This is a genomic window from Thauera sp. ZXT1-4 (assembly GCF_052598215.2).
Window position 1 is genome coordinate 1 of sequence record NZ_JBQWSN020000031.1, and the last position, 22118, is coordinate 22118.

The window sequence follows — 22118 nt, forward strand, 5'->3', positions numbered from 1 at the left end:
TTCGGAAATGGGGTTATGCGAAGTGCCCCGCTGGCCGGCCTGTGCACATGTCCACGAGGCGTGTTTGATCAGGAGGATGAGTCCATGGGCATTGCCGTAGAAGCTCTGTTCACCAGCGCGCTGGGCTTGCAGCTGCCGTGGGTCGTCGATGACGTCAGGCTCGACACCACCAAGCGGCGTATCGACTTCGAGATCGGCTGCCACACCAGCAGGCTCGCCTGCCCGGCATGCGGTGCGGCCACGCAACCGGTGCACGACCGGCTGCGCCGATCCTGGCGGCACCTGGACTTCTTCCAGTTCGAGGCCTGGCTGCACTGCGACGTGCCGCGCGTGGCCTGCGGTGCCTGCGGCAAGACCACGCAGGTGGCCGTGCCCTGGGCGCGTCCGGGCTCGGGCTTCACCGCGGCGTTCGAAGCGCTGGCGCTGACCTTGTGCCTGGACCTGCCGGTGCGCCAGGCCGCCGAGTTGCTGCGCTGCAAGGACAAGCGGCTGTGGCGGCGCATCGAGTTCTACGTCGCGCAGGCGCGTGCGCTGGAAGACTTCGCCGGCGTGCGCACGGTGGGCATCGACGAGACCAGCCTGCGGCGCGGGCAGCACTACATCAGCGTCGTGCACGACCTGGATCGCAAGCGGCTGCTGTTCGCCACCGAGGGGCGCGAGCACCGCACGGTGGTGGAGTTCGCCGAGGATCTGAAGGCCCATGGCGGCGATCCCGCCCAGGTGCGGCACGTGTGCATGGACATGAGCGCAGCCTACGCCAAGGGCGTGGCGCTGGCGCTGCCCGAGGCGCAGATCAGCTACGACCGCTTTCACGTCGTCTCGATGGCCATCGAGGCGATGGACCAGGTGCGCCGCGCGGAGATGGCCACCGACGCGCAGGCGGTGCGAGCCGCGCTGGGCGCTGGCGGCCGCAAGACGCTCAGGCAGCTGCTGTGGGGCATGCGGCGCAACCCCAGCACCTGGAGCGCCCGCCAGCTCCAGGCGATGCACTGGCTGCAGCGCTCGACGCTCAAGAGCGCACGGGCGTGGCGGCTGAAGATGGCGCTGCGCGAGGTGTACGCGCGGGCCACAGCGCACAACAGCATCGAACAGGCCGCATCCGACCTCAGGGCCTGGCTGAGCTGGGCGCGGCGCTGCCGGCTCGAGCCGTTCAAGAAGCTGGCCGCCACGCTCAAGGAGCGGTTCGACGCGGTGGTGCGCGGCATGGTCGATCACCGCAGCAACGCCTTCGTCGAGGCGATGAACGGGCTGCTGCAGCAGGCCAAGCGCGCCGCGCGCGGCTTCAGGACGAGCCAGAACTTCATCGCCATCGCCTACCTACGCATGTCCAAGCTCAAGCACCTGCCGGCCAGCCCATTCGCGCCGGCGATGCCCCAGTGACGGTGTTGCTTTCCACACGAAACGACATGGAGCCATTCGTCTTCTGAAACCGACAGCCGATCAGTGCCATGGCCGCCCACTTTTGTCCGTAATCTCGTCCGCCTATCTTAATGTCCGAGAAACCGATAATCAATTATATTTCCGGACAAGATGGCACTTGTCCGGCTAATGATCGTTTGGCGGACAAGGCGACTGGCATCAGCCGAACAGCTCGCTATGGGAGCCAAGCCGCGCCAGTCGCAGGGTGTCGGCGTCGGACTTGCGGTAGATCAGCAGCAGGTCGGGCTTGATGTGGCATTCGCGGTAGCCCGCCCAATCGCCGGAAAGATCGTGGTCGCGGTATCGCACATCCAGGGGCTGATCGGTCGCCAGCGCGACCAGAACCGGCTTGAGGTCATCATTCGTGCAGCGGACTCCTGATACTGTTCGTTCAATAGACGACTGCACAACAGCCTTCAAACCGCGTTGTCTGGTGCAGTCGTCTTCTGAAAATGACAGGCGTGGCACGAGAAATCAAGACATTGCAATTCTCGAAAATAGTTCTTGAAACTCTATTCTTATACGCATATCATTTCAACGAGTTTCGATAAGAAAGGATGCCCATGCGACCGTCCGTTGTGCTCGACATGAAGCGAAGCGTGGTGCGCGAAGCGGTGAGCCGCTTCCGAACAGCGAACCCGCGCGTCTTCGGTTCAGTGCTGCATGGCACCGACCGGGATGGCAGCGACCTCGACCTATTGGTCGATGCGCTGCCCGGTACCACACTGTTGGACTTGGGCGATTTGGAAGAAGAACTGAAATCGCTGCTCGGCGTTGACGTCGACCTGCTGACACCCGGCGACCTGCCGCCGAAGTTCCGGGCCAAGGTCCTCGCGGAAGCACGACCGGTATGAATGAGAACCGCCTGCCCGATTACCTCGACCACATCCAGCAAGCCGCAACCGATGCGCGCAGCTTCGTGGAAGGGATGGCCAAGGATGACTTCCTGGCCGACAAGCGCACCCAGCAGGCCGTCATCTTGAGCCTGATCGTCATCGGCGAGGCCGCCACGAAGGTGATGGATGGCTACGCCGAGTTCACCCAGGCACACGCCGAAGTGCCGTGGCGCAGCATGCGCAACATGCGTAATCGCATGGCACACGGCTATTTCGACATCAACCTTGATGTGGTGTGGGAAACGGTACAGGAATGGCTGCCGGCGTTACTCAAGCAACTGCCCGTCGTGCGCCAAAATGCCGGCGATGAAGCGCGCGACGGCGGAGGGTTGGCGCCGCCGTGACCTCTGATAAGGCGGAGAGCAACCCGTGTTGATCGGTTATGCCCGCGTCTCAACGCAGGACCAGAACCTTGACCTTCAAAGCGAAGCTTTGACCAAGGCCGGCTGCCAAAAGATTTTCAACGACAAGATCAGTGGCAGTCGAGTCGAGCGTCCAGGGCTTACCAAGGCACTGGAAATGCTGCGCGAGGGCGACACGCTCGTGGTCTGGAAACTGGATCGTTTGGGCCGCAGCGTCAAGAACCTGGTTGATCTGGTTGGCGAACTTCACCAACAAGGTATCCAGTTCAAGAGCCTGACCGATGCAATTGATACGGGCACGCCCTCTGGACGCTTCTTTTTCCACGTTATGGCCAGCTTGGCCGAAATGGAGCGGGAGCTAACAGTCGAGCGCACCCGCGCAGGGCTGGAAGTTGCCCGACAACTCGGCAGAAAAGGCGGGCGTCGAAGGCAAATGACAGAAAGCAAGATCGAGTCGGCGAAGAAACTATTGGCCAACGGCGTCCCACCGCGTGACGTGGCCACGAATCTTGGTGTTTCCGTTCCTACCCTGTACCGCTGGATACCGGCCTCAGGGCGTGTTTAGTCGTGAAAGAATCGGGAGCATCATTCTTGTGGCGAAGTTCGTCGGTTTGCTGCGGGCTTTGCTCGAATAGCGTTTCGATCAGACTCATGGGGTCTTTGTCTTTACCCTCTGCCTGGTGCGTCCGGTAGTTAAAATCCAGGTCGATTTTCGATTGCAGATCAGCGGCATAATCTTTTGGATATTGGGCCTGCTCAATGGCGGGCAAGCTCTTGTAATGCTCAAGAACTTCACTGAAGAAATTGGTTAATTTTCCTGTCCGGTTGTATTCGTCCATGGCTTGCTGAGCCACTTTTACGCGCCATGCTTCTTCTTGGTCGTAAGACTCACGCCAAGCAGCATGGCGTTCATTCACCGTATATATCCCGCTCTCGTCGTAGATGATGTTGGACAATTGTTCTTGCGATAGGCCGGCAAATGGGTTCTTGATCGAGTGGCCGCCTTGTGCGGCGTCATTGACGAATGCTGTCGCCTGCTTGGCTCTGGCCAATAACTCCGGATCGTCGGTTTTCGGAACCTCGCTGTCGTGCCGCGTTTTGTTGGCATAGTAGGCATTGCCGACCACCTGATTCAGGATGCTTTTAGCCTTGTCGGCCAACTCTGAACGGGTGAGAGTCTTGTCTCGTTCTTCGGCGCGGCTGGCGCTTGCTGCCAGTTGTCGGGCCAGCGTGGAAATCGTCTCTGTGCCGCCTTGCGTACCTGACGCGCCCTGATTTTCTGAAGCTTCAGAAACCCGCTCGGTCGCCGAAGCCGCTTTGAAAGCCGTAGCGCCGCCTGCCTGGGTTGTGGAATACAAACCAATCGAGCCGATCATGGCTCCCCCCTTTTGTGAGCTTGGAACCTGCACGCCCAAGCCAGTCTTAGCACATTACCATAAATAACGAAGTGCTTTCACAATCCCTCTCTGGTAGCAGCAATTCTCATTATGGCGATTGCTTGTCCTGAGCATAGGGCGTGAAAGGCTGATCGAGCGCCTGGATCATGAAGGCGAGCATCGCGTCCCAGCTCTCGAAGCGCAGGTAGCACGAGAGCGTGCGCAGATCGTTGAAGAAGCGTTGGCGTGCAGACAGGCGCTCACGCAGCAATCGGTACTGACCATCGCACCACTGCAGCACGGTGTGCATGAGGTAAGCCAGGATGATCAGGGTGGCCAGTAGGCTGGCCAGATGCTTCTTGCCGTGGCCGTAGTTGTGCTCGAAATGGTAGCCCTTGGTTTTGAGGACGTTGTTGTTTTCGTTCTCGATTTTCCATCTCGCCCGGCCTGCGGCGACGACTTCGGCGACGTTGTCGGCACGTACGGCATGGGAGGTGGCAAAGGCGTTGCGGTACAGCACCCGTCCGTTCTCAGTGGTACTGGTGAGCTCGCACCAATTGACCTGCACTGCGTCGTCGGCTGAGCGATCAGGCCGGCCTGGCTCAGTGCTGTTGGGATGACAGTACGGGCGGCGCACATGGCGAAAACTCCTATCCGGTAAAGGTGTCAGGATAGACCAAAGGCCATAATGAGAATTGCTGCTCTGGTAGCCACTTTCTCGCTTAGCGTACGATTTTTTCCGAATTCTGAGACGGCCCCGTGATTACCGCCCCAAACCGGGAGTTCAATCCGCACTACCGGATTGAAAAAGGGTTTCGGCATCAGGATCACAAGTGGGAGCCGACTCGTGCAGAGTTCGTCGAGTTCGTCCGGACCGCAACCCGTGGTCACGCCCTGGAGGTTCGGTTCCGCGCGGTCGGCGACAAGGTGCAAGGGGTGCCCACCTCGTTGATGGCCGTTGTCTCGTGCTGAGGTTTTCATATCGAACCTGCCGCATACCTTCCTTGCAGATCTAACTCAAGGAGGATGTCATGGCTGCGCTGCTCATGTCGAAAAATGCTTGGAACCAAGCGAAGGCTCACACGAGCCCCCCGAAGCAGGTTTGCGCATTGCTGCGCCCTCCTGTCGCCTGACCCGCAGAACCCGATCTTGCCTCGTGCTCGATCGGGTTCTTTTTTTCCACACCACGCCCATGACCCCTCCTCTCACTGAGACCTACCTCGGACTCCTTCAGCTTCTACGCGATGCGCGCCTTGTATTCGACGCACACGCTAACGCCATTCTCTACCTCATCCCGGTCTTGCTCATCTGCGCCTGGCTCCAAGCGCTCCATGCGCGGTCCGGCCTCTACACCAAGAGCCTTTCCCTGCTCGCCGGCGTATTCATCCACGAGCTCCTGCATCTGCTCGTTGGTGTTCTAACCTACGCAAAGCCGGTGGCGATGAGCATCATCCCGCGCCATATCGACAAGGGCTATTACGAGCTCGGGCATGTTCGACTCAACAACATCCGATGGTTCAACGCCGTTTTCGTCGGATTTGCGCCCCTGCTTGGATTCGTTGGCGTCGCTATCTTCATTCACTGGCGCACACGATACGGATGGTTTTTCTCATGGTGGGATCTACTCGCTTGGTATGTTCTTGCACAAGTCTCCATGAGCGCGTGGCCATCTACCAGTGATATCAAGATTGCGCTTAGGTCGTGGCCCCTGTTGATTCCTATCGCAGGCTATTTCGCCCTTTAGCTTGAAGGTAGAAACCACATTTGACAAGGATTTCAGCGCTGTTAGGATGAGAATTAATAAGCGAAACGTTTATTCGAAAACACTAGGAGAGAAGGTAGATGGCCACCCCAAAATTTAAGCTGGCATTCACAACGCCCGAGGACGTCATTCACTACCGGGCAAAGAAAGGATTAAATCAAACCGAGTTCTGGGGACGCGTTGGAACCACTCAGTCGGGTGGCTCCCGCTACGAAAGCGGCCGGAATATCCCTAATGCAACAAAAATGCTTCTGACAATAGCCTATGGCACTCAGAAGCAAGCCGAAGCGATTGTTAACATGCTTCGTAAATCCACCGAAGACCAGTAACACCTCAGGAGAAAGATCAGATGCAAAATTTGCAGACCAACGAATACGAAGTCGCCGTCGAGCCCGGCCGCGTGCTCGTCAGCATGAACCCCAGGGAAGTTGAGAAGACTCCCCCTGCAGCGGCTTTTGCAAGCCGCCACCTCGCGGAAGGTGCCATCACCAAACCGAACGGCGCAGCGTTTTACGGCGCCCTCAATGAGGATGGCGAGCTTGTCCGGACGGTTTCGATGGCCATCGCAGACCGTGCCGCTGTCGCAGCGTTAGTCGCCGGCTGGATTGCTGAAGGCCTTGAGGTCACGAAGCTCTCCATCAAGGATCTCGTCAAGTACGCTCGAGCCATCGAGAAGCGAGAAAAGGATGAGGCCTTGCTCGCCAAAGCCCAGGCGGAAGCCGCGCAAGCAGAGGTGTCGCAAGAGCCGGCGGCTGAGAGTGCGCCTGAAACACCGAGTGCGGAAGCGCAAGCCGCTCAGGCCATTGCGAGCGCTGCGGCGCACTCCAGCGAGAATGCTGTTGAGGCGTCTTCCACGGCAACCGACATTGCATCACTGCTAGGCTCGGACGAGCCGGCGTCGGCCAACGCACTGCCGATCGAGTAAATTGAAGCACAGCGATCACCCCGGAGGCGGGTGATCGCTTCCAGAGAGACGAAAATGTGGATCGAAGCGCCATTCACGCCCGCTCAGATGCAAACCCTCAACGAGTACCAATTTGGCGTCAGTGATCATGGCCCCGGACACCCTTTCCTCTGTGGAAAGAATGACGAAGGTCACCACGGAACCATCGACGGCAATCGAGGGCTCCTGATCGCAACCTTGTCAGGGTGGCGCTGCCTCTATTGCGATCACAACCAAATCGAAGCGTTTGAGCCCTTCACCAAGACTCATGAGGGCGAGGTGCGATGGGGTGATCTTGTGATTGAGGCAGTCCCCGGCAAGATCGACACGCTCATCGATCAACTCGTTGAACGGCTCCTCCAAGCAAACCAACCCGCCTCGCCCTTCTTTGCAGAGAAGGGGAGTGCTCGGCAGCGCATTCAGCACCTTGTCGGAATCGCACTCGAGTCGCTGTATCGACGCAAACTCGCGTACGAGGGGGTCGAAACACGGCCTGGTCGTGCATTCTCCGTGAACGAGCAATGGGTCGCTGTAGATGACGGCCTCCCACCTGTGGGTCGAGAGGTGCAGGCGCTTTGCAGGCTCTCCGAGGTTACAAACCCCGCACACCCCGCCTTTGCCGTCGGTTACCACATCGTTCGTACAACTCGCTTTTCTGCCCTGCCCTCCGGGAGTTTTATGGCCGAAAGCGTGGGCTGCGGCCAAGTCACACACTGGCGTCACGAAAGGATCAACGAAAATGCGCTACTCGCTTGAGGCCGCTGCGAAGCTTCTCTATGAGGCGACCGGCATCACGGAGATGCCCGAGAACTGCGATGGCCTTGCGGCCTGTCTGAATGCCGCAACCGATGGCCTCGTAAAGATCGCTGCCGGCCAGGTGCTTCATGCTTATCGAGGCCTCTGCCCCGACGCTGTCACAGGATTCGATTCCCGCGACTCGGACTGCCCCGCCTGCCAAATTCTTCAAGAGATACATCCGTGAAAACCTACCGTGTGCGCTTCGTGAAGCCTGAGTCGGCAATAGAGGTCACGTCGATCACGGCTTCTAGCCAGGAAGAAGCCGCCAATGAGTTCATGACCATCAACTACGCTCACGGCTACGTGGTGCCCGCTGCGGCAAGAGGCGCCTCCGAGACGCTGTACGCGGCGATCCTGGAGGTAAGCGGAGACGATGTAGCACCTCAGCAATTCATCGCCCGCTATTTCTACGCAGGGATTGGTCGCTCGGGCGGGGTCCGGCCGCCGAAAACGTGTTCCTCTATGGGCGACCTTTGCAGCCGTCTTGGCGTCGAGGAGGAGTTCTTCGACGAAGGGTGGATGCTGGAGGAGAGGAGGCCATGACCCGAAATCGAGCTGCAGCAACCCTCAAGATGCTCGCTCAGGGGCTACATCCGACCACGGGGGAGATCCTCCCTCTTGGCGGCGTTCTCTCTGATGTAGAGGTTGTGCGTGCCCTGTTTCTCGGCGCAGAGGCATTGCAAACACAGACGGCATCCAACAGCCAGTCCAGTGAATTATCACGCCAAGGACAACCCTGGAGCGAAGCTGAAGATCAGCAGCTTCGCAACAGTTACGCCAGAACGAAAAGCACTCAGCAGCTTGCCAAAGAGCACGGTCGCAGTTGTGGTGCAATCAAAGCGCGCCTCGTCCGCCTTGGTTTGTGCGACGCAGAGGAAGATTCTGTGCCTATAGCGAACAGCCAGGATTCAATCTAGCCTTTTACCACCCGTTCTCGGCCATCTCCTGAAGGCAGTAACACTTAACCTTCAAGGAGAAAATCATGGGATACGGCGTCTGGAATCCGTCCTTACTCGAAGACGACTCGCGTGCGCTCCACGTGGGGTTCACAAAGGCCGAAGACGAGTTGGACAGGGATGAAGTCGAGTACGTCAGGCAGTGTGACGAGGAAGACATGCTTGCAGCGGCCGACTCGATCGCAGCAGCCTTCGATGTGCAAGTCGACGAACGGGAAGGCTGGCACAAGAGCTACGGCGATCGGTATCAGTGCCTCAAGTCCCGGTTCGAGATCGACAAGGCAGGGCTGTTTTACCAGCGTGAGCCCTTCATGGGCCGAGACTTGTGTTTTGTCATTGCACCGATCTACACGCTGGACTCGGTCCACCCGATCTGGTGTTACGACGAGCGGGAGTTCCATGCGGAGTACGGCATCAGTTCGGACAAGTACCGTAGCATCGCCTGGAAGCAGTCACAGCACCTTGAGGAGATGCTGATTGCTGCGCTCATTGAAGAAGGCCACGAGATACATGCTGGCTATGGCCACATGATGAGCAAAGTCGAGTCCAGCACGACCTTCACGAAGGCGAAGTCCTGCCTGATGGGGAGTCTCCCCAAGAAGATGCAGCAGTCGATCCGTCACCAGCGAAGGTACGGAGAAGCGCTGAAGAACGGACGTGCAGCACGTACGAGCAACGAACTTTGGTTCTGACCGACTGACCCACGCGCCCCTGAGATACAGGGGCGTTTTTTTTAGTGTATCCGGAATCCACTGTTGAAAGATGTTTGCAAGGCACGCTTATACTCTAGCTGCACTTCGGAATTGACTGTTGAAACATCGTACGCTACCATCATTTTCAAAATCGGAATGGAGTGTTGAATGGCGAACGAACGCAAAACAGAAGCCTTGGTGCGAGACCAGCTCCGGGCCTTTGGCTACTACGAGCCGGACAACGGCATTTCTGTCGAAGAGCAAAAGTCCGAGATTGCCAAGGTCAAGGGCTTGCTTTCCAAGGCGAGCAAGAACGCTAAGGGTAATGCTGGCTACCCCGAGTTCATCATCTCTAACCGGAAAGATGCGGCATTCCTGATAGTTGTGGAGTGCAAGCCGGATGTGAAGAAGCACGAGAGCACTGGCCGCGACAAGCCGGTAGACTATGCCGTGGATGGCGTTCTTCACTACGCCAAGCACCTAGCCAAGCACTACACCGTACTGGCGGTGGCTGTGAGCGGCACGACGGCAAGCTCCATGAAGGTGTCCAATTTCCTTGTGCCTGCGGGCACCACGGATGTGAAGGAGCTGGTCAACGAGAGTAACGCCCCGGTTGCCGAACTGGTTCCCTACGATGACTACTACCGCCTGGCGTCTTACGACCCGGACGTGGCCCAGAAGCGCCACTCTGACCTGCTGGCGTTCTCACGCGAGCTTCACGAGCTGATTTGGACGAAGGCCAAAATCTCCGAAGAAGAAAAGCCTCTGCTAGTGAGTGGGACCTTGATTGCGTTGATGAACAACACGTTCATCAAGACCTTTGACACTCTACCTGCCGAAGAGGTGCAGGAAGCGTGGCTGATGGCTATCAAGAAGGAGCTGGACAAGGCTTCTATCCCCCAGGCCAAGAAGGACACGATGCTGCAGCCGTATACGACGATTGCAGTGAACCCCAATCTTGGCAAGCCTGACAGCAAGACGGCTAAAGAGTATCCAGATGGGGTCTTCAAGGAAATAATCACCCGCATCACCGACAACGTGTGGCCCTACATCAATGTCTTTCACGACTTTGATGTGGTCGGGCAGTTCTACGGTGAGTTTCTGAAATACACCGCGGGCGACAAAAAAGCACTGGGCATCGTGCTGACGCCGCGCCATGTGGCTGAACTGTTCTCGCTCATCGCCAACGTCAACCCCAAGTCCAAGGTGTTGGACATCTGTGCGGGCACGGGCGGCTTCCTCATCTCGGCCATGCAGCACATGCTCAAGAAGGCCGTCACGGACAAAGAGCGCAACGACATCAAGCAAAACCGGCTCATCGGGATTGAAAACAACCCCAAGATGTTTGCCTTGGCTGCCAGCAACATGATTTTGCGTGGTGATGGCAAGGCCAACCTGCACCAGGCCAGCTGCTTTGATGATGCAGTGATTGCAGCCGTGCAGAAGATGAAGCCCAACGTGGGCATGCTTAACCCGCCGTATTCGCAGTCCAAGAGCGACGCGGAGCTGCATGAGCTGTATTTCGTCAAGCAAATGCTCGACACTCTCACGCAAGGTGGTGTTGGTATCGCGATTGTTCCCATGTCGTGCGCCATCTCGCCCAACCCCATGCGGGAAGAGCTGATGAAGCACCACGCTCTGGATGCGGTCATGTCGATGCCCCAGGAGCTGTTTTACCCGGTGGGCACGGTCACCTGCATCATGGTCTGGATTGCAGGTGTGCCCCACGAGCAAATGTCAAAGAAGACCTGGTTTGGCTATTGGCGCGACGATGGCTTTGTGAAAACCAAGCACAAGGGCCGCATCGACCTGAACGGCAACTGGCCTGGCATTCGCGACCGTTGGATTGAGATGTATCGCAATCGGGAAGTGCACGCCGGCGAGAGCGTCATGCAGAAGGTGGGCCCCGATGATGAATGGTGCGCTGAAGCTTACATGGAGACGGACTACAGCAAGCTCACCCAAGCAGAGTTTGAGAAGGTGGTGCGCAATTACGCCATCTATCGTCTTTTGGGCAACCAGGACATGGTGCCGGCAGAGGGAGATACTGATGAAGCCGGTGAGTGAGCTGTTTGATGTTGTGTATGGCCACTCCCTGGAACTTAACAGGCTTAGACCATTGAGCAAGGCCGATGGTGGGGTGGCTTTTGTCTCACGCAAGATGGGAGACAACGGCATTTCAGCCTATGTTGCGCCTATTCCAGGGGTGAAACCTTCCCCGGCAGGCCTGCTGACAAGTGCGCTGGGTGGTAATGGTGTGCTATCCACTTTTCTCCAAGAAGAGCCTTTTTACTCCGGTCGAGACATGGCGCTGTTACGGCCCAAAATCCCACTGACAAAGCCGCAGTTGCTCTTCTATTGCTACTGCATCGTCTCCAACCGATACAGGTTCAGCTACGGGCGGCAGGCCAACAGAACACTGAAGCACATCATGGTTCCAGAGCCTGATAAGCTGCCTGATTACGTTGACCAGACAGACATTACCCGCTTTGACGGCTGTGACAGCCCCGCAAGCGGAAAGGCACCCAGCGTGCTGGATGTATGCAACTGGCAAGCCTTCACCCTTCAAGGCTTGTTCACCATCCGTAAAGGTCAACGGCTAACAAAGGTAAACATGAAGCCAGGCACGATGCCCTACATCGGAGCATCGGACACTTCCAACGGCGTGACCGCTCACATCGGTCAAGACCCCATTCACAAGGGCGGCACCATCAGCGTGAGCTACAACGGTTCCGTGGCTGAGGCGTTTTACCAGCCTGTAGATTACTGGGCCACCGACGATGTGAACGTGCTCTATCCCAATGGCTTCGCACTCACGCCGGCCACTGCCTTGTTCATCTGCACCATCATCCGGATGGAAAAATACCGCTTCAACTACGGGCGCAAATGGCACCTGGAACGCATGCGGGAAGCGGTCATCAAGTTGCCAGTTACGACAGCCGGTACGCCAGATTGGGCCTTCATGGAGGAGTTCATCAAAGCTTTGCCCTACAGTTCGCAGGTGCAATAATTATGGTTGATTTCCTGAATCTGCTGCCGTACCTGCGAACATTGCATGTTCAGGACTGCGGTGACCATTACGAGGTGGAGGCGGAAGGCAGTGTTTTGCCGACTGCTTGCCCAGCCTGCGGTGAAAGCCTTTACCGCCACGGCAGCCAGAGGCAGACCTATCTTGATACGCCAATGCACGGCAAGCGCGTGCTTATTGAGCTTGACCGTAAACGCTATCGTTGTAAGTCCTGTGGCAAAACACTCTTCGAGCCGCTGGCGGTCATGGACGGCAAGCGACTTGCAACTACGCGCCTAGTCCAACACATCGAGCGCCACTGCCTACGCAAGACCTTCGCAGAGCTCTCGCGGGAAGTCGGCGTTGACGACAAAACTATCCGGCACATCTTCGACGACTACGTTTCCAACTTGAAGGAAAGTGTGGTCTTTGAAGCACCCGAGGTATTGGGTATCGACGAACTAAAAATCATTGGTCAGTATCGTTGCATGCTGACGAATGTTGAAAAGCTGTCGCTGTTCGACATGTTGCCCACCAGGAACAAGGCAGACCTGCTCTCCTACTTCAAGACCATGCCGTCCAAGGAAAAGGTCAAAGTGCTGACGATGGACCTATGGAACGTCTACCGACAGGTAGCAGAAGACCAGTTCCCCGGCAGAATGATTGTGGCCGACCGCTTCCATGTGGTCCGGATGGCCAATGACAGCATTGAACGGGTCCGCAAGGCCATCCGTAAGGAATTGGAAACCAAGGCGCGGCTGAAACTGAAAGACGACCGGTTTGTGTTGCTTTCTCGGAAACACAACTTGGATGAGAAAGGGCTGGAGAAGCTTGCGGCCTGGTCAGAGCAATACCCTGCCTTGGGTGCGGCTTACGAAGTTAAGGAGCGATTCCACGACATCTACCGCCATACCTCCAAGGCCGATGCCATGCGTGCGGCTGAAGAATGGGAGGCATCCATTCCTAGCAACGTGGCTGGTGCCTTTAGGGAGGTACGCGGAGCGCTGCGTAGCTGGTGGACTGAAATCTTCAACTACTACGACTATCCGGTGTCCAACGCCTATACAGAGTCAATCAACAATTTGGCAAAAGGGATGAATCGTATGGGCAGAGGATATAGCTTTGATGTCATCCGCGCTCGTCTGCTGTTCGATGATGAAGCCCGCGCCGACACGCGAACAACCATTCGCAAGAAACCAAGGAAAGCAGCTCCTGCTACACCTTCTATGGGTATGGGGAGAGTGGTCCTAAGTTACGACAACCTCTTCGACTCGAAAGCGGAGGAAACCGTTATCGAGTACGGGCCGTACATTCCAACATTGGTGAGAAAACTAGAAGCGGGCGACTTCGCCTAAATTTCAACATCAGGGACCTTCGCGGTCCCTAATGCATTCCACACTATATTCCGGATACCCTTTTTTTACCCCCTTTTGTTATCATCGATTCAAACTGAACCTAAAGGATTTCAGCCAGATGGATGCCAGCATCCCCAACCCCTCTCAAGGGTCGCGCAAGCCTCGCAAGAGCGTAGCGGCCATCGCGCGCCTCCACGTACGCAACCGCGAGGGAAAGAGGACGACCATCTCGCTCGATCCGATGGTGATATCGATACTGGCTGACCAGCTCGGGAGCCGGGAAGAAGCGCGTGCCTGGCTCAAGGACGCGGCCTCAAAGACAAAGGCGCGGAAAGGAATCTCGTTTTCGCGCATGGTGCAAACCGCTGCGGTTCGTCAGATTCGCGATCTGTCGTCGGCAGCAACGGCCTCCAACCCACTTTAGACTGACCGAGGAAGCGAAGCGCCTGGTCATGGAGCCGGATGACTACCTGGTGACGAAGATGACCTTCGGGAAGAAGGACGGCAAGCCCGACAAGAGCGTCATCGTCTACAACCCACACCTAGTGCTGCGTGACATCCCGCTCGAGGCCTACGAGTACGTGGTCAACGGCAAGTCGGCGATCGAGTGGATCATGGAGCGCTACCAGGTCACGGTCGACAAGGCTTCAGGCATCAAGAACGATCCGAACCAGTGGTCGGATGACCCGCGGTATATCGTCGATCTGCTCAAACGGGTTGTGAGAGTTAGCTTGGAAAGCTGCAGAATCGTCCAAGGACTGCCACCACTCAACGAATTTGTCGCATAAGGGGCTGAGCTTTCGCACTCATCCCAAAGCATCTCCTGGTCGCAGCACTAACCAAGGAGAATCTGCAATGGATGGCACATTACGTGACGCACTGCTCGACGTTCTCGAGCGCATCCGGATTTACTCGGAGAGCAAGACCGCTTCCGAGCCAGGATTGGTCATTTACAGGGATGGTCTGAAGGTTCGTGAGCGGTTTCGCGCTGCCACGAAGGAGGATGAAGCAAACATTGCGCTGCTTCGGACCTGGATGGACTTCTGGTGGGGCCGCGCCCGATTCGAAAGCGCGGCAGAGCGTCAAGCCGCCTGGAAGGAAATCAAGGAGGCGCTGCGTCGTGTCTGTAGCGACCGTGCCTGCCTGACCTGACATCTCCCGCCCTCTAGCATCGCTCGTTGCGTTGCTGGAAGGGCGGGATTTTTATCTAGATTGGCTCTGGGGCATGTTCACCATCTGAAGCAGAGCGCAAATCACCCTGGGCTATCCGCGGTTGAATAAGGGCTATGCCCTTGTCTGTGATCGAATAGCTTTCACCTTTATGGCGAAGATAGCCGTGGCCGACCAATTCCTTCAGCAATGAAGTTCCCGACCATGACTTTTTCTTGTCCATCCTCTCCGCAATTTTTCGCATAGCAACCTTTTTGGTGCCATCCGGCGCAAAGCCTTCGCTGAGCATCGTAACCAGGATGTTCGGATTTCTTCGGATACTCTTTTGTGCTCGGTTCCGGTCTTTTTGACTCTTCAAATATGCATCCATGCTCATGTCTTTCAGTCCCGATGAATGACCGCGCGGACCATCACTTAAAACAAGCCTGCGATCGAGGTCACCAAACCGCGCTTGAGCTCAGGAACAGCAGCCTCGAACTCGAGGTTGACCTGGTTGGCCATGGAGACGATTCGGGTCTGGTAGATCTTGTGCTCGGACTGCTCCGAATACGTCACATTGGACCCGCCGCTGGTACCTTGCTTGAGCTGATGGGCGGAATTGACGGTTGCCGTGCCTCCACCGCGGATTCGTTCACGAATCTGCAAGTCCGTCGAGATCGAGTAGTAAACGTCCTTCACTGCGGCGCCTGCGATCGTTTCAGCCAATGCGCCGACGATACCTGCTGCAGCGATGCCCCGGCCGCTGCTGCCGCCTGCATAGGCGACGCCCGAACCCATCACGACACCACCCAGGACCGAAGCGCCGTAACCCTGATTGAGTGCAGCTTCCGTCGCAGTGGGAGAAGTCTTGCCGACCTGAAGGATGTTCGCCTGGAGAATGTAGTGCGCAGCATCCGGGTCATCCATGAGCGTGTAGCCCTTGGACTGGATCGCGGAGGCAATTTCCTGGCTGATGTCGAGCTCTTGCCGGTCGCTGGTGTTGCGCACCGAGACGAAGACGGTTTTCTTGCTCTGACCGACGGGGTCAAGGAAGACTGTCTCCGACATGCGCGTCTGGACGTCGAGATCACGCTTGCTGATCGCAACCTGGGTAGCGGCACAACCGCTAAGGACGGTCGCGGCAACGGCCACGACAATAGCTTTCTTAATCAAAATGCACTCCGACTCACGTGTTATTGACGGCCGCCTTCAGCTTCGCTCCGGCGGAGAATTTCGGTACCTTGGCTGCCGGAATCTGGACCTCAGCACCTGTTTGAGGGTTACGGCCCGTACGCTCTGCACGCTCGCTCACCGTGAAATTCCCAAAGCCGACCAGCATGACCGAGCCACCATCGGCCAGCGTCTCCGTAACGCTCTCGAGAAACGCATCCGTTGTTGCAGCCGCGACGGCCTTGGTCACCCCCGCCTTGGATGCAATCGCATCAATCAGATCAGCCTTATTCATGACTCGCTCTTACTCCAATGAAGTTTTTCTTAGCCAGAGGTCGTTTGACTGGCCTCGCATCTCGCGCAATCGACCGACCTGTGGCGCCCGTCTTTCCGGGCCGCCATGCCATTTGTCGCCCTGCGACCTTTCACGGACTCGAACCGCCCCCCGTCCTACCAAGCCTCGGCAAACGAGCCAGAATCGAACTGGCACTTCCTTAGTGACGACAGATGCGTCCCACACGACTGACCACTGCGCCCGCATCGGGCCGGGTGTTGCCGCACCTCCGACAGTCGTTAATCCACCCTCGGCAAAAGATGGCGATCTGCCAGTGGCCATGCGTGTGAGGCCTGTCTCTCCAGGCTGTCTCGCCGCCGAATAGACCAGCCGAGACCGATCTACCGAGCAATCGCCTATCTCGTGCTGTGCGTTGGCACTTCCATTACAGGGGCGATCCCCGCCGTAGCTAAGCTGACTCGCCACGGATTACGGTTTTAATGACAGAAGGTTGTCAGCCCAGCCGTAAAAACCACTTCAACAGGAAAGAGGGAGCCTGACAGCGTTAGCAACCTGCGTCCGTCCGTTCGCATTACTCGGCAGCCCTGTTCAGCTTTTTTCACGGGACGCCCTCTTTCCTGTTGATACTGGCCTTTAGCCTCGCCAGTGCGGAGGGTGTGGAGGTGTGCTGCTACGCCAAACGGGGCTTCGGCCTTACCGTCTCCGGGGTGCCTCTGCGCTTACCAGGTGGCCCATGCGCAACTCGGTCTCAGGGGAGCAACCCCATTGCTTCAGCGACGAGCGACGCCGCCTTGCTGTGTCGCAAGCGGATTCCCGCAAGCAACCTATCGACCTTTCACGCGGCTTGATGCCCTTCGGCCGCGCTACCCTGTCACTACATGCCCTTGCCCGACTCCTTAGCTGATGGCTGCTTCTAAGCCAACAGTCCAACCCACAAGGAAGGCGACTGATCTGCGCGCCCAGATTCCGCAACGTGGAGGGTTTTCTCCCTGTGCGGCAGCCGCCTTTCTTGTAGGTGCCGGCCCTTCCCCGGCTTGCCGCATGCGCCTTCGGTTCTCGGCATGCTTCGGAACGCTACCTTCTACCCGGCAAGAGGGGGACCGGTACGCTGTACTCAAGTAGCTGTGCATGCGGGTTGCGACCCCGCGCTCCGTCGCATTCCTTGTCCACCAAGTCGTTGGTGGCTCAGAAGCAAAGCCGCTCTGTCGCCGAATCAGCTACGCGGGGTCGGCCAAGCCCTCAAAGAACGACCTTGCTTCTGAGCGCCGGACTTTCACCGGCCTGCCGTGATTCCCCACCACGCTCTTGCTGCGTTACCTCCCGCCTCACCGCACGTTCCACGGCGCACCGCAGCCTTCGAAAAGTCCCGACGAGCAGTGCGTGCGGTCGCTGCCGGAACTGAACTTCAAGGGCAGGATAATGGGTTACAAGAAACGCTGCAAGTAACCTTTTTGATTCACTTAGAATCCCTTGCCAAACGACCCGCAAGTCCTTTTACTAGCCCGGCTATGGCATTTCCAGGGTGCAGTTCTAACCCAAGGAGATATCGTGGAAGCCTACATCCTGAACCAAGTTTTCGGTCATGTCGTATTCATGATCGGATACATCGCGACATCCGTAACCATCGGAGCGTCGGAACCACCTGAACTCACTCAGGCACCTGCTCCTGTTGTGGATGCGATTGTTGTTCAAATCGAACAACCTGGCCCGCCTCCTCCGGAACGGGTGATGATCGCTCGCGCTGGAGAGTGATCTTGAGTCTCTGACTCGACTCCAGGCCTCTCACTGATCCTTTCAGTCAGAGGCCTTTTTTGCGTTCACGCTCAGGCCTTCCTGATCGGCCAACCCATCGACTCACAGATCGCGATCGCTTCGTCCTTTGTCGGCGTGGCATCAAGCCAGAACTCGGGATTGACGTCGGGCAGGATCGCCCACAGGCAGTCACCCTTGGCGCTGTGATCATCCCTGTGCTCAATCACTACCCAGTTCAGCCGCTCGGCGATATCAAGGGCTTCTTTGAGCTGATACGGTGCGCCGGCCTTGAATCGGGCGGCCCATGCGGTTTGATCGATCATGATATGCAACCATCAAAAACCAAGCTGGCATCCGGCCTGTGCAAAAACTCGCAACGCCTCTGACTTACCGAACAGCACCCCAATGTAAAAGGCGATCAAGATCACGATTGAAAGCCGGACCAAGGGTCCGCGAAGACTCGCCCGTTTCTCATTGCTTGCATTATCTGGCTTCATGAAAACCTCCTGGTCTAGGGGCACACCATGCACCCCTCAAAACCAGTATCCAACCCACTTCCAAAATGATTGGCCCTCAAGACGAAAAATATTTCAGCCTCAATCCCACGGGCGCAGATCGGTGCAGACCGATCTCTACAGCGGCAGGCCATGTGTCGGCGTGCTCGTACGACTGGGCTCCACAGGAGGCGCTGCCACGGGTTCCGGCACCTCAACCTGAAGCCCGGGCAACGGACGCTTATCCCGAGAATGGTATCGATCTGTGAATCGCTCGTAGCCGGTCATCGCGTCGACTGTCACCACCGAAGACTTCAGATAGACCGTCCTGGCCAACGTCTCGAGCTCAGCGTCGAGATCGACCACCCCTTGCTTGAACCATGCCTTGATCGGCTTGTCCGGGCTCGCCCCGTCGCTCCAGGAGTAGCCCATTTCCAGCTTCAATTTGTCCTTCGCATCGAAGGGCGCCCCTTCAGCCCAGACGCAGTAGGTCTTGCGCCCACTGACCTCCAGCAGATGCGAAAGGATGGGTCGGCCCCCCGGCCCCATTCGCGAGAGGATGAACAACGTCACCTCAGCATCCACCAAAGCCCGATGCGCGTCGTAGAAGCAGCCGCCAATCTGGAAGGCCAGCCATTCGAGCTTAGTGGAGCCGGTCATCATCTGGGACCACGGCGCCTCACGCTGCGAGCAAGCCCACCATTTCCTCTGGAATGAGGGGAAACGGAGCTCGAGGAAGCCACGATCAAACGGCGCGTTATGGGCCACCACCAGGTCTGCTCGGGCAATGAGCGCGTCGACCCGCGCATCATCGAACGTTTGCCCCAAGACATCCTCATCCCGGATGCCGGTCAGCCGGGTGATTTCCTCGGGGATCGGCCGACCGGGGTCTTCGAAGCCGCTGTAGCGCTCAAGAACGCGAAGCACTTGGCCGGAAACTCTGTCGAACTCAGCCAGGACGAGGCCAATATCGATGATCTTGTCCCAATCCTTCTTGAGACCGGTCGTTTCGACGTCCACCACCAAGACCGAACGAACCCGGTTCGCCTCGATCTTCTCATCATCGAGCTGATACGACTCTGCCGGCACGAAGCGGCGCAGCACCCGGTACTGTCCGGTGGCTTCCAGCGCCAATGCCATCTGCTCTTGATCCATCTTCCTCTCCTGCCCTGCCATCAATGCATCACGACATTGGCTGAAACTGCCTTCCGAACCTCCCCCACTTCTACGCGCAGGGCCTCAAGCTGCGTGAGCGCCAAATAGGCGCGGTCTGCAGTTTCCGGCGTGCTGTAGGCGATAAGGAAGGAGTTAACGAGACTGCGCAAGAGTCCGCCCGTGTCATGGTTCTTGATCACCGACATGACGGCAAACTGGTCGAGAAGCTCGACCGGCGTTTCCGCGAATCGGTCAGACCCCATGCCCTTGATGATCTCGGCAAACAAGATCATCAGATGCTCGCGGCGCTGCTCTGGAGCGAAGGGCTTGCCACTCACCGCATCGGCCAATTCAAGGCGGAAAGTGTGCTGCATCGCAGCCTCAACCCGCGAGGCAAGAAGCTTGGCGATGTCGCGGATCAGCTCGGCATGATCAGGCATGGCTGCACGTTCGATTTCGCTCACCGCAATACCCTCTCGATCCGTTCCGCGAATGCATCGTCTTCTGTATCAGCAGCGGCTTCTTCAAGAAGGCTTTCGAGACTGGCAATGTACTGAAGCGTCTGCTCGGAGACGATTTCCACGCCCGCATCGGCGAGGACGCCAGGGTCCAACGGCGCATTCACGCTCTGAGCGTATTCGGCAATCAGTCCTCGAACATCGCTGAGCAAGTTATCTTGGACCCGCGCATCCAACGGCATGAATGATAAGCAGCTTCCCGCGCCGCTCTTGCGCACATGCAGGCAAAGGTCGTGCGGCCGTCTTTTTTCAAGCGTTTCAGGCACTTCTTTTCTCCATTTCATCGGAATAAAACGCTGCAAGCGCCTCCTCCCACACCCAGTGCGACTCGTCCTCCATCGCGCCAGGTGGTAGATCGAGGGCAGCGTTTGCAGCCTCCGCAAGCTGCGTTGCGCTACCGTACCCGTCCGCGTTGTTGCGCATCCACGACCGCACTTGTCGGCGATTGGCATTCGGTTTGGGCGGTATCACGCAGGGGCGCGGCTTGCGCTCCATCGTCGCCGCCTCGATCTCACGCTGCCGGTCGGTCACTGCGCGGCCGGTCTCAAGCACCCACTTGTAATAGCGATGCTCTTGTTTAACGCTCATGCGCTGCGCTCCTGACCCCTAGCAATAACTGCCTCGCGTTCAAGCTGCGGATCGAGCCAATCCCTGTTCGCAGGAAGTGCGTCCATGATCTGCCCTAGCAACCACCGGAGCCGCCCATTACCTGCGGTGGCGATATCCAGCTTCGCCATTAGCGCAGCTTCTCGTTCGCTACCCATGCCAAGCAGACGAGCCTGCTCAAGAGCTTCGTCCCTCTCAGACTTAAGGAGATTGCGTAGGCGCTCGATCTCATTGGCAGCCTGCGGACCAACGCCGTCCATCAGCGATTTAAGCTGTTCATCCCCCATGCCCTGCATGGCGCGAAGACGGCCAATGAGATCGACCAATTCATCATCTTTTTCAAACCCTTCGTCAATCACCGGAGCGCTCCTTTCGCGCAGAATCGACGAGCGCCTGATAGCCATTGCGCTCCAAAACCGCCTGCATCCGATCGTCAAGAACCTGAGGCATCAGCACCCAGCCACCATTGACGGCAGGGTCGCAAGCAACATTGACGTGCCATGCGATGAGCCGATTCAGCTTGACCTTCGCCTGCTCGTAGCTTTCTTCGGGGTTCGCGATTCCAAGAAAAGTGCAAACCAACTCCTCATCGATGGCGCGAAGCCAGCCGTTGAGAGCGCCTTTTTTTTCTTCTTCCAGCCGCGTCGACACTTCCTGAAGTGTGTTCGCGCAGTGCTGGTAGTCAGCAACTATGGCGCGATACGCCAACTGCTGTGCTTCGATCGTCTGCTGTGCCCGGGAGAGCTCTCCCTGTAGCCGCTCGATCGTTTCTCTGGCTGCCTCGATCACGACGACACCTCAGGCAGCTTCCGCGTTTTCACGACCGAACTCAGGCAGCGCATCGAGCGCCTTGTATTCCTCAGCCGAGATCTCCACGGCCCAATTCGGGATAACCGGGTCCTCGAAGTTGCGCGAGTAGCCGCCGCCGACAGGTCTGTTTTTCGCGTCAGGCGTCGAGACGATCACGCGACCGTCGGCCAAGGGTTTGGCAACACAGTGATGGAAAACCGTCGGGAATCCGCATGCCACGACGCCATAGATCCCCAGGCTTTTTTCAAGCGACCACTGCCAGATCTCTTGGAGGTCTATGGTGTTCTGAAGAAGTTCATCGAGCTTCTTGCCTGCCGACGTCCGCTTGTCAGGAACAGCCACCCAACCTTTGGCCTCTTCGACAAAGGAAAACCGCCCGAGGCCCGCAACCTTCCCCGCTTCAGGGCGATCCTTGAACGTCATGCCCCACCCCTTACCGGGGACAAAACACATCCCGGTCGCCCCATGGGCTTCGATCTCGCGGTACGAGGCCCGCGCATCCGACTTGGCCAGCATGAACATCGAGATGCCGCGTTTAACTTCTTCTCGATCCGCAGGCAGGACGAAGTACTTGCGTGCAACGTATGACATTAGAAAGCTCCT

34 protein-coding genes and 1 pseudogene are annotated in these 22118 nt (G+C 57.6%); 20 read left to right on the top strand and 15 right to left on the bottom strand.

Going from position 1 to position 22118, the window contains the following annotated elements:
• The first annotated feature begins 84 nt into the window (after nt 1-84).
• Nucleotides 85-1380, top strand: coding sequence for an ISL3 family transposase (locus ACUH78_RS16385; protein ID WP_445334030.1), 1296 nt, complete (start codon nt 85-87; stop codon nt 1378-1380).
• 198 nt (nt 1381-1578) lie between these two features.
• On the opposite strand, the gene ACUH78_RS16390 is transcribed toward ACUH78_RS16385, so the two are convergent.
• Nucleotides 1579-1887, bottom strand: a complete 309-nt coding sequence (locus ACUH78_RS16390; RefSeq protein ID WP_445334031.1) for a type II toxin-antitoxin system YafQ family toxin — start codon at nt 1885-1887, stop codon at nt 1579-1581.
• A 119-nt stretch (nt 1888-2006) separates the two neighbouring features.
• Here ACUH78_RS16390 and ACUH78_RS16395 point away from each other — a divergent pair, with 119 nt between their 5' ends.
• The 3 genes from ACUH78_RS16395 to ACUH78_RS16405 are packed head-to-tail and all read left to right on the top strand — an operon-like array spanning nt 2007 to nt 3242.
• Nucleotides 2007-2273, top strand: coding sequence for a nucleotidyltransferase family protein (locus tag ACUH78_RS16395; RefSeq protein ID WP_445334063.1), 267 nt, complete (start codon nt 2007-2009; stop codon nt 2271-2273).
• Nucleotides 2270-2659, top strand: a complete 390-nt coding sequence (locus ACUH78_RS16400) for a HepT-like ribonuclease domain-containing protein (RefSeq protein ID WP_445334032.1) — start codon at nt 2270-2272, stop codon at nt 2657-2659. Before ACUH78_RS16395 ends, ACUH78_RS16400 begins: the two co-directional genes overlap by 4 nt.
• A gap of 25 nt (nt 2660-2684) precedes the next feature.
• Nucleotides 2685-3242, top strand: coding sequence for a recombinase family protein (locus ACUH78_RS16405; RefSeq protein WP_445334033.1), 558 nt, complete (start codon nt 2685-2687; stop codon nt 3240-3242).
• Here the strand turns inward: ACUH78_RS16405 and ACUH78_RS16410 are convergent.
• Nucleotides 3202-4053, bottom strand: coding sequence for a hypothetical protein (locus ACUH78_RS16410; RefSeq protein ID WP_445334034.1), 852 nt, complete (start codon nt 4051-4053; stop codon nt 3202-3204). The genes ACUH78_RS16405 and ACUH78_RS16410 overlap by 41 nt on opposite strands.
• Before the next feature lie 199 nt (nt 4054-4252).
• Nucleotides 4253-4651, bottom strand: a pseudogene (locus ACUH78_RS16415) (ISNCY-like element ISAtsp9 family transposase); the annotation flags it as partial.
• A 161-nt stretch (nt 4652-4812) separates the two neighbouring features.
• Here ACUH78_RS16415 and ACUH78_RS16420 point away from each other — a divergent pair.
• From ACUH78_RS16420 to ACUH78_RS16490, 15 genes are all read left to right on the top strand, one after another.
• Nucleotides 4813-5025, top strand: a complete 213-nt coding sequence (locus ACUH78_RS16420) for a hypothetical protein (RefSeq protein WP_510497575.1) — start codon at nt 4813-4815, stop codon at nt 5023-5025.
• Nucleotides 5026-5209: 184 nt separating this feature from the next.
• Nucleotides 5210-5797: a hypothetical protein gene (locus ACUH78_RS16425; RefSeq protein ID WP_445334035.1), complete on the top strand. Its 588-nt coding sequence runs from the start codon at nt 5210-5212 to the stop codon at nt 5795-5797.
• A gap of 98 nt (nt 5798-5895) precedes the next feature.
• The gene (locus ACUH78_RS16430) at nt 5896-6144 is read left to right on the top strand and encodes a helix-turn-helix domain-containing protein (RefSeq protein WP_334108990.1); all 249 of its coding nucleotides are present in this window, start codon (nt 5896-5898) and stop codon (nt 6142-6144) included.
• A gap of 29 nt (nt 6145-6173) precedes the next feature.
• Entirely contained in the window at nt 6174-6740 is a 567-nt protein-coding gene (locus tag ACUH78_RS16435) for a hypothetical protein (RefSeq protein WP_445334036.1), read from the top strand.
• Between the two features lie 54 nt (nt 6741-6794).
• The gene (locus ACUH78_RS16440; protein WP_334108989.1) at nt 6795-7514 is read left to right on the top strand and encodes a hypothetical protein; all 720 of its coding nucleotides are present in this window, start codon (nt 6795-6797) and stop codon (nt 7512-7514) included.
• The gene (locus tag ACUH78_RS16445) at nt 7498-7740 is read left to right on the top strand and encodes a hypothetical protein (RefSeq protein ID WP_445334037.1); all 243 of its coding nucleotides are present in this window, start codon (nt 7498-7500) and stop codon (nt 7738-7740) included. Before ACUH78_RS16440 ends, ACUH78_RS16445 begins: the two co-directional genes overlap by 17 nt.
• Complete coding sequence (locus tag ACUH78_RS16450) at nt 7737-8099, top strand: hypothetical protein (protein ID WP_445334038.1); 363 nt, start codon at nt 7737-7739, stop codon at nt 8097-8099. Before ACUH78_RS16445 ends, ACUH78_RS16450 begins: the two co-directional genes overlap by 4 nt.
• On the top strand, nt 8096-8473 hold the full coding sequence (locus tag ACUH78_RS16455) for a hypothetical protein (protein ID WP_445334039.1): 378 nt from the start codon (nt 8096-8098) through the stop codon (nt 8471-8473). Before ACUH78_RS16450 ends, ACUH78_RS16455 begins: the two co-directional genes overlap by 4 nt.
• 65 nt (nt 8474-8538) lie before the next feature.
• Nucleotides 8539-9204 carry a hypothetical protein gene (locus tag ACUH78_RS16460; RefSeq protein ID WP_445334040.1) on the top strand — a complete coding sequence of 222 codons (666 nt, stop codon included), beginning with the start codon at nt 8539-8541 and terminating at the stop codon, nt 9202-9204.
• Nucleotides 9205-9372: 168 nt separating this feature from the next.
• Nucleotides 9373-11271 (top strand): HsdM family class I SAM-dependent methyltransferase, encoded by a 1899-nt coding sequence (locus tag ACUH78_RS16465; protein ID WP_445334041.1) that lies wholly within the window; start codon nt 9373-9375, stop codon nt 11269-11271.
• The gene (locus ACUH78_RS16470) at nt 11255-12214 is read left to right on the top strand and encodes a restriction endonuclease subunit S (protein ID WP_445334042.1); all 960 of its coding nucleotides are present in this window, start codon (nt 11255-11257) and stop codon (nt 12212-12214) included. Before ACUH78_RS16465 ends, ACUH78_RS16470 begins: the two co-directional genes overlap by 17 nt.
• A gap of 2 nt (nt 12215-12216) precedes the next feature.
• Nucleotides 12217-13566 carry an ISL3 family transposase gene (locus tag ACUH78_RS16475; RefSeq protein WP_445334043.1) on the top strand — a complete coding sequence of 450 codons (1350 nt, stop codon included), beginning with the start codon at nt 12217-12219 and terminating at the stop codon, nt 13564-13566.
• Between the two features lie 118 nt (nt 13567-13684).
• On the top strand, nt 13685-13990 hold the full coding sequence (locus ACUH78_RS16480) for a hypothetical protein (RefSeq protein ID WP_445334044.1): 306 nt from the start codon (nt 13685-13687) through the stop codon (nt 13988-13990).
• A 28-nt stretch (nt 13991-14018) separates the two neighbouring features.
• The gene (locus ACUH78_RS16485; protein WP_445334045.1) at nt 14019-14354 is read left to right on the top strand and encodes a type ISP restriction/modification enzyme; all 336 of its coding nucleotides are present in this window, start codon (nt 14019-14021) and stop codon (nt 14352-14354) included.
• A 67-nt stretch (nt 14355-14421) separates the two neighbouring features.
• Nucleotides 14422-14718: a hypothetical protein gene (locus ACUH78_RS16490; RefSeq protein ID WP_445334046.1), complete on the top strand. Its 297-nt coding sequence runs from the start codon at nt 14422-14424 to the stop codon at nt 14716-14718.
• 55 nt (nt 14719-14773) lie between these two features.
• Here the strand turns inward: ACUH78_RS16490 and ACUH78_RS16495 are convergent, their stop codons facing one another.
• Genes ACUH78_RS16495 through ACUH78_RS16505 form a run of 3 tightly spaced genes read right to left on the bottom strand, consistent with a single transcriptional unit; the run spans nt 14774 to nt 16180 of the window.
• Nucleotides 14774-15112, bottom strand: a complete 339-nt coding sequence (locus tag ACUH78_RS16495; protein WP_445334047.1) for a hypothetical protein — start codon at nt 15110-15112, stop codon at nt 14774-14776.
• A 38-nt stretch (nt 15113-15150) separates the two neighbouring features.
• Nucleotides 15151-15888, bottom strand: a complete 738-nt coding sequence (locus ACUH78_RS16500; RefSeq protein WP_445334048.1) for a complement resistance protein TraT — start codon at nt 15886-15888, stop codon at nt 15151-15153.
• A 13-nt stretch (nt 15889-15901) separates the two neighbouring features.
• Nucleotides 15902-16180, bottom strand: coding sequence for an HU family DNA-binding protein (locus tag ACUH78_RS16505; RefSeq protein ID WP_041647862.1), 279 nt, complete (start codon nt 16178-16180; stop codon nt 15902-15904).
• A gap of 1548 nt (nt 16181-17728) precedes the next feature.
• Here ACUH78_RS16505 and ACUH78_RS16510 point away from each other — a divergent pair.
• Nucleotides 17729-17932 (top strand): hypothetical protein, encoded by a 204-nt coding sequence (locus tag ACUH78_RS16510; RefSeq protein ID WP_011254674.1) that lies wholly within the window; start codon nt 17729-17731, stop codon nt 17930-17932.
• A 71-nt stretch (nt 17933-18003) separates the two neighbouring features.
• Here ACUH78_RS16510 and ACUH78_RS16515 read toward each other — a convergent pair whose 3' ends face one another.
• The 9 genes from ACUH78_RS16515 to ACUH78_RS16555 form a co-directional block, all read right to left on the bottom strand.
• Complete coding sequence (locus ACUH78_RS16515; protein WP_048704452.1) at nt 18004-18255, bottom strand: hypothetical protein; 252 nt, start codon at nt 18253-18255, stop codon at nt 18004-18006.
• A 12-nt stretch (nt 18256-18267) separates the two neighbouring features.
• Nucleotides 18268-18429, bottom strand: coding sequence for a hypothetical protein (locus tag ACUH78_RS16520; protein WP_334108981.1), 162 nt, complete (start codon nt 18427-18429; stop codon nt 18268-18270).
• 135 nt (nt 18430-18564) lie between these two features.
• Complete coding sequence (locus tag ACUH78_RS16525) at nt 18565-19602, bottom strand: 3'-5' exonuclease (protein WP_445334049.1); 1038 nt, start codon at nt 19600-19602, stop codon at nt 18565-18567.
• A complete protein-coding gene (locus ACUH78_RS16530; RefSeq protein WP_445334050.1) occupies nt 19602-20045 on the bottom strand; it encodes a hypothetical protein in 444 nt (147 codons plus the stop codon). Before ACUH78_RS16530 ends, ACUH78_RS16525 begins: the two co-directional genes overlap by 1 nt.
• The gene (locus tag ACUH78_RS16535; protein ID WP_445334051.1) at nt 20042-20365 is read right to left on the bottom strand and encodes a hypothetical protein; all 324 of its coding nucleotides are present in this window, start codon (nt 20363-20365) and stop codon (nt 20042-20044) included. Before ACUH78_RS16535 ends, ACUH78_RS16530 begins: the two co-directional genes overlap by 4 nt.
• The gene (locus ACUH78_RS16540; RefSeq protein WP_445334052.1) at nt 20358-20687 is read right to left on the bottom strand and encodes a hypothetical protein; all 330 of its coding nucleotides are present in this window, start codon (nt 20685-20687) and stop codon (nt 20358-20360) included. The genes ACUH78_RS16535 and ACUH78_RS16540 overlap by 8 nt, the downstream gene beginning before the upstream one ends.
• Nucleotides 20684-21064 (bottom strand): hypothetical protein, encoded by a 381-nt coding sequence (locus ACUH78_RS16545; RefSeq protein ID WP_445334053.1) that lies wholly within the window; start codon nt 21062-21064, stop codon nt 20684-20686. Before ACUH78_RS16545 ends, ACUH78_RS16540 begins: the two co-directional genes overlap by 4 nt.
• Complete coding sequence (locus ACUH78_RS16550; protein WP_445334054.1) at nt 21057-21494, bottom strand: hypothetical protein; 438 nt, start codon at nt 21492-21494, stop codon at nt 21057-21059. The genes ACUH78_RS16545 and ACUH78_RS16550 overlap by 8 nt, the downstream gene beginning before the upstream one ends.
• A gap of 9 nt (nt 21495-21503) precedes the next feature.
• Nucleotides 21504-22106 (bottom strand): hypothetical protein, encoded by a 603-nt coding sequence (locus ACUH78_RS16555; RefSeq protein WP_445334055.1) that lies wholly within the window; start codon nt 22104-22106, stop codon nt 21504-21506.
• Between the last annotated feature and the right edge of the window lie 12 nt (nt 22107-22118).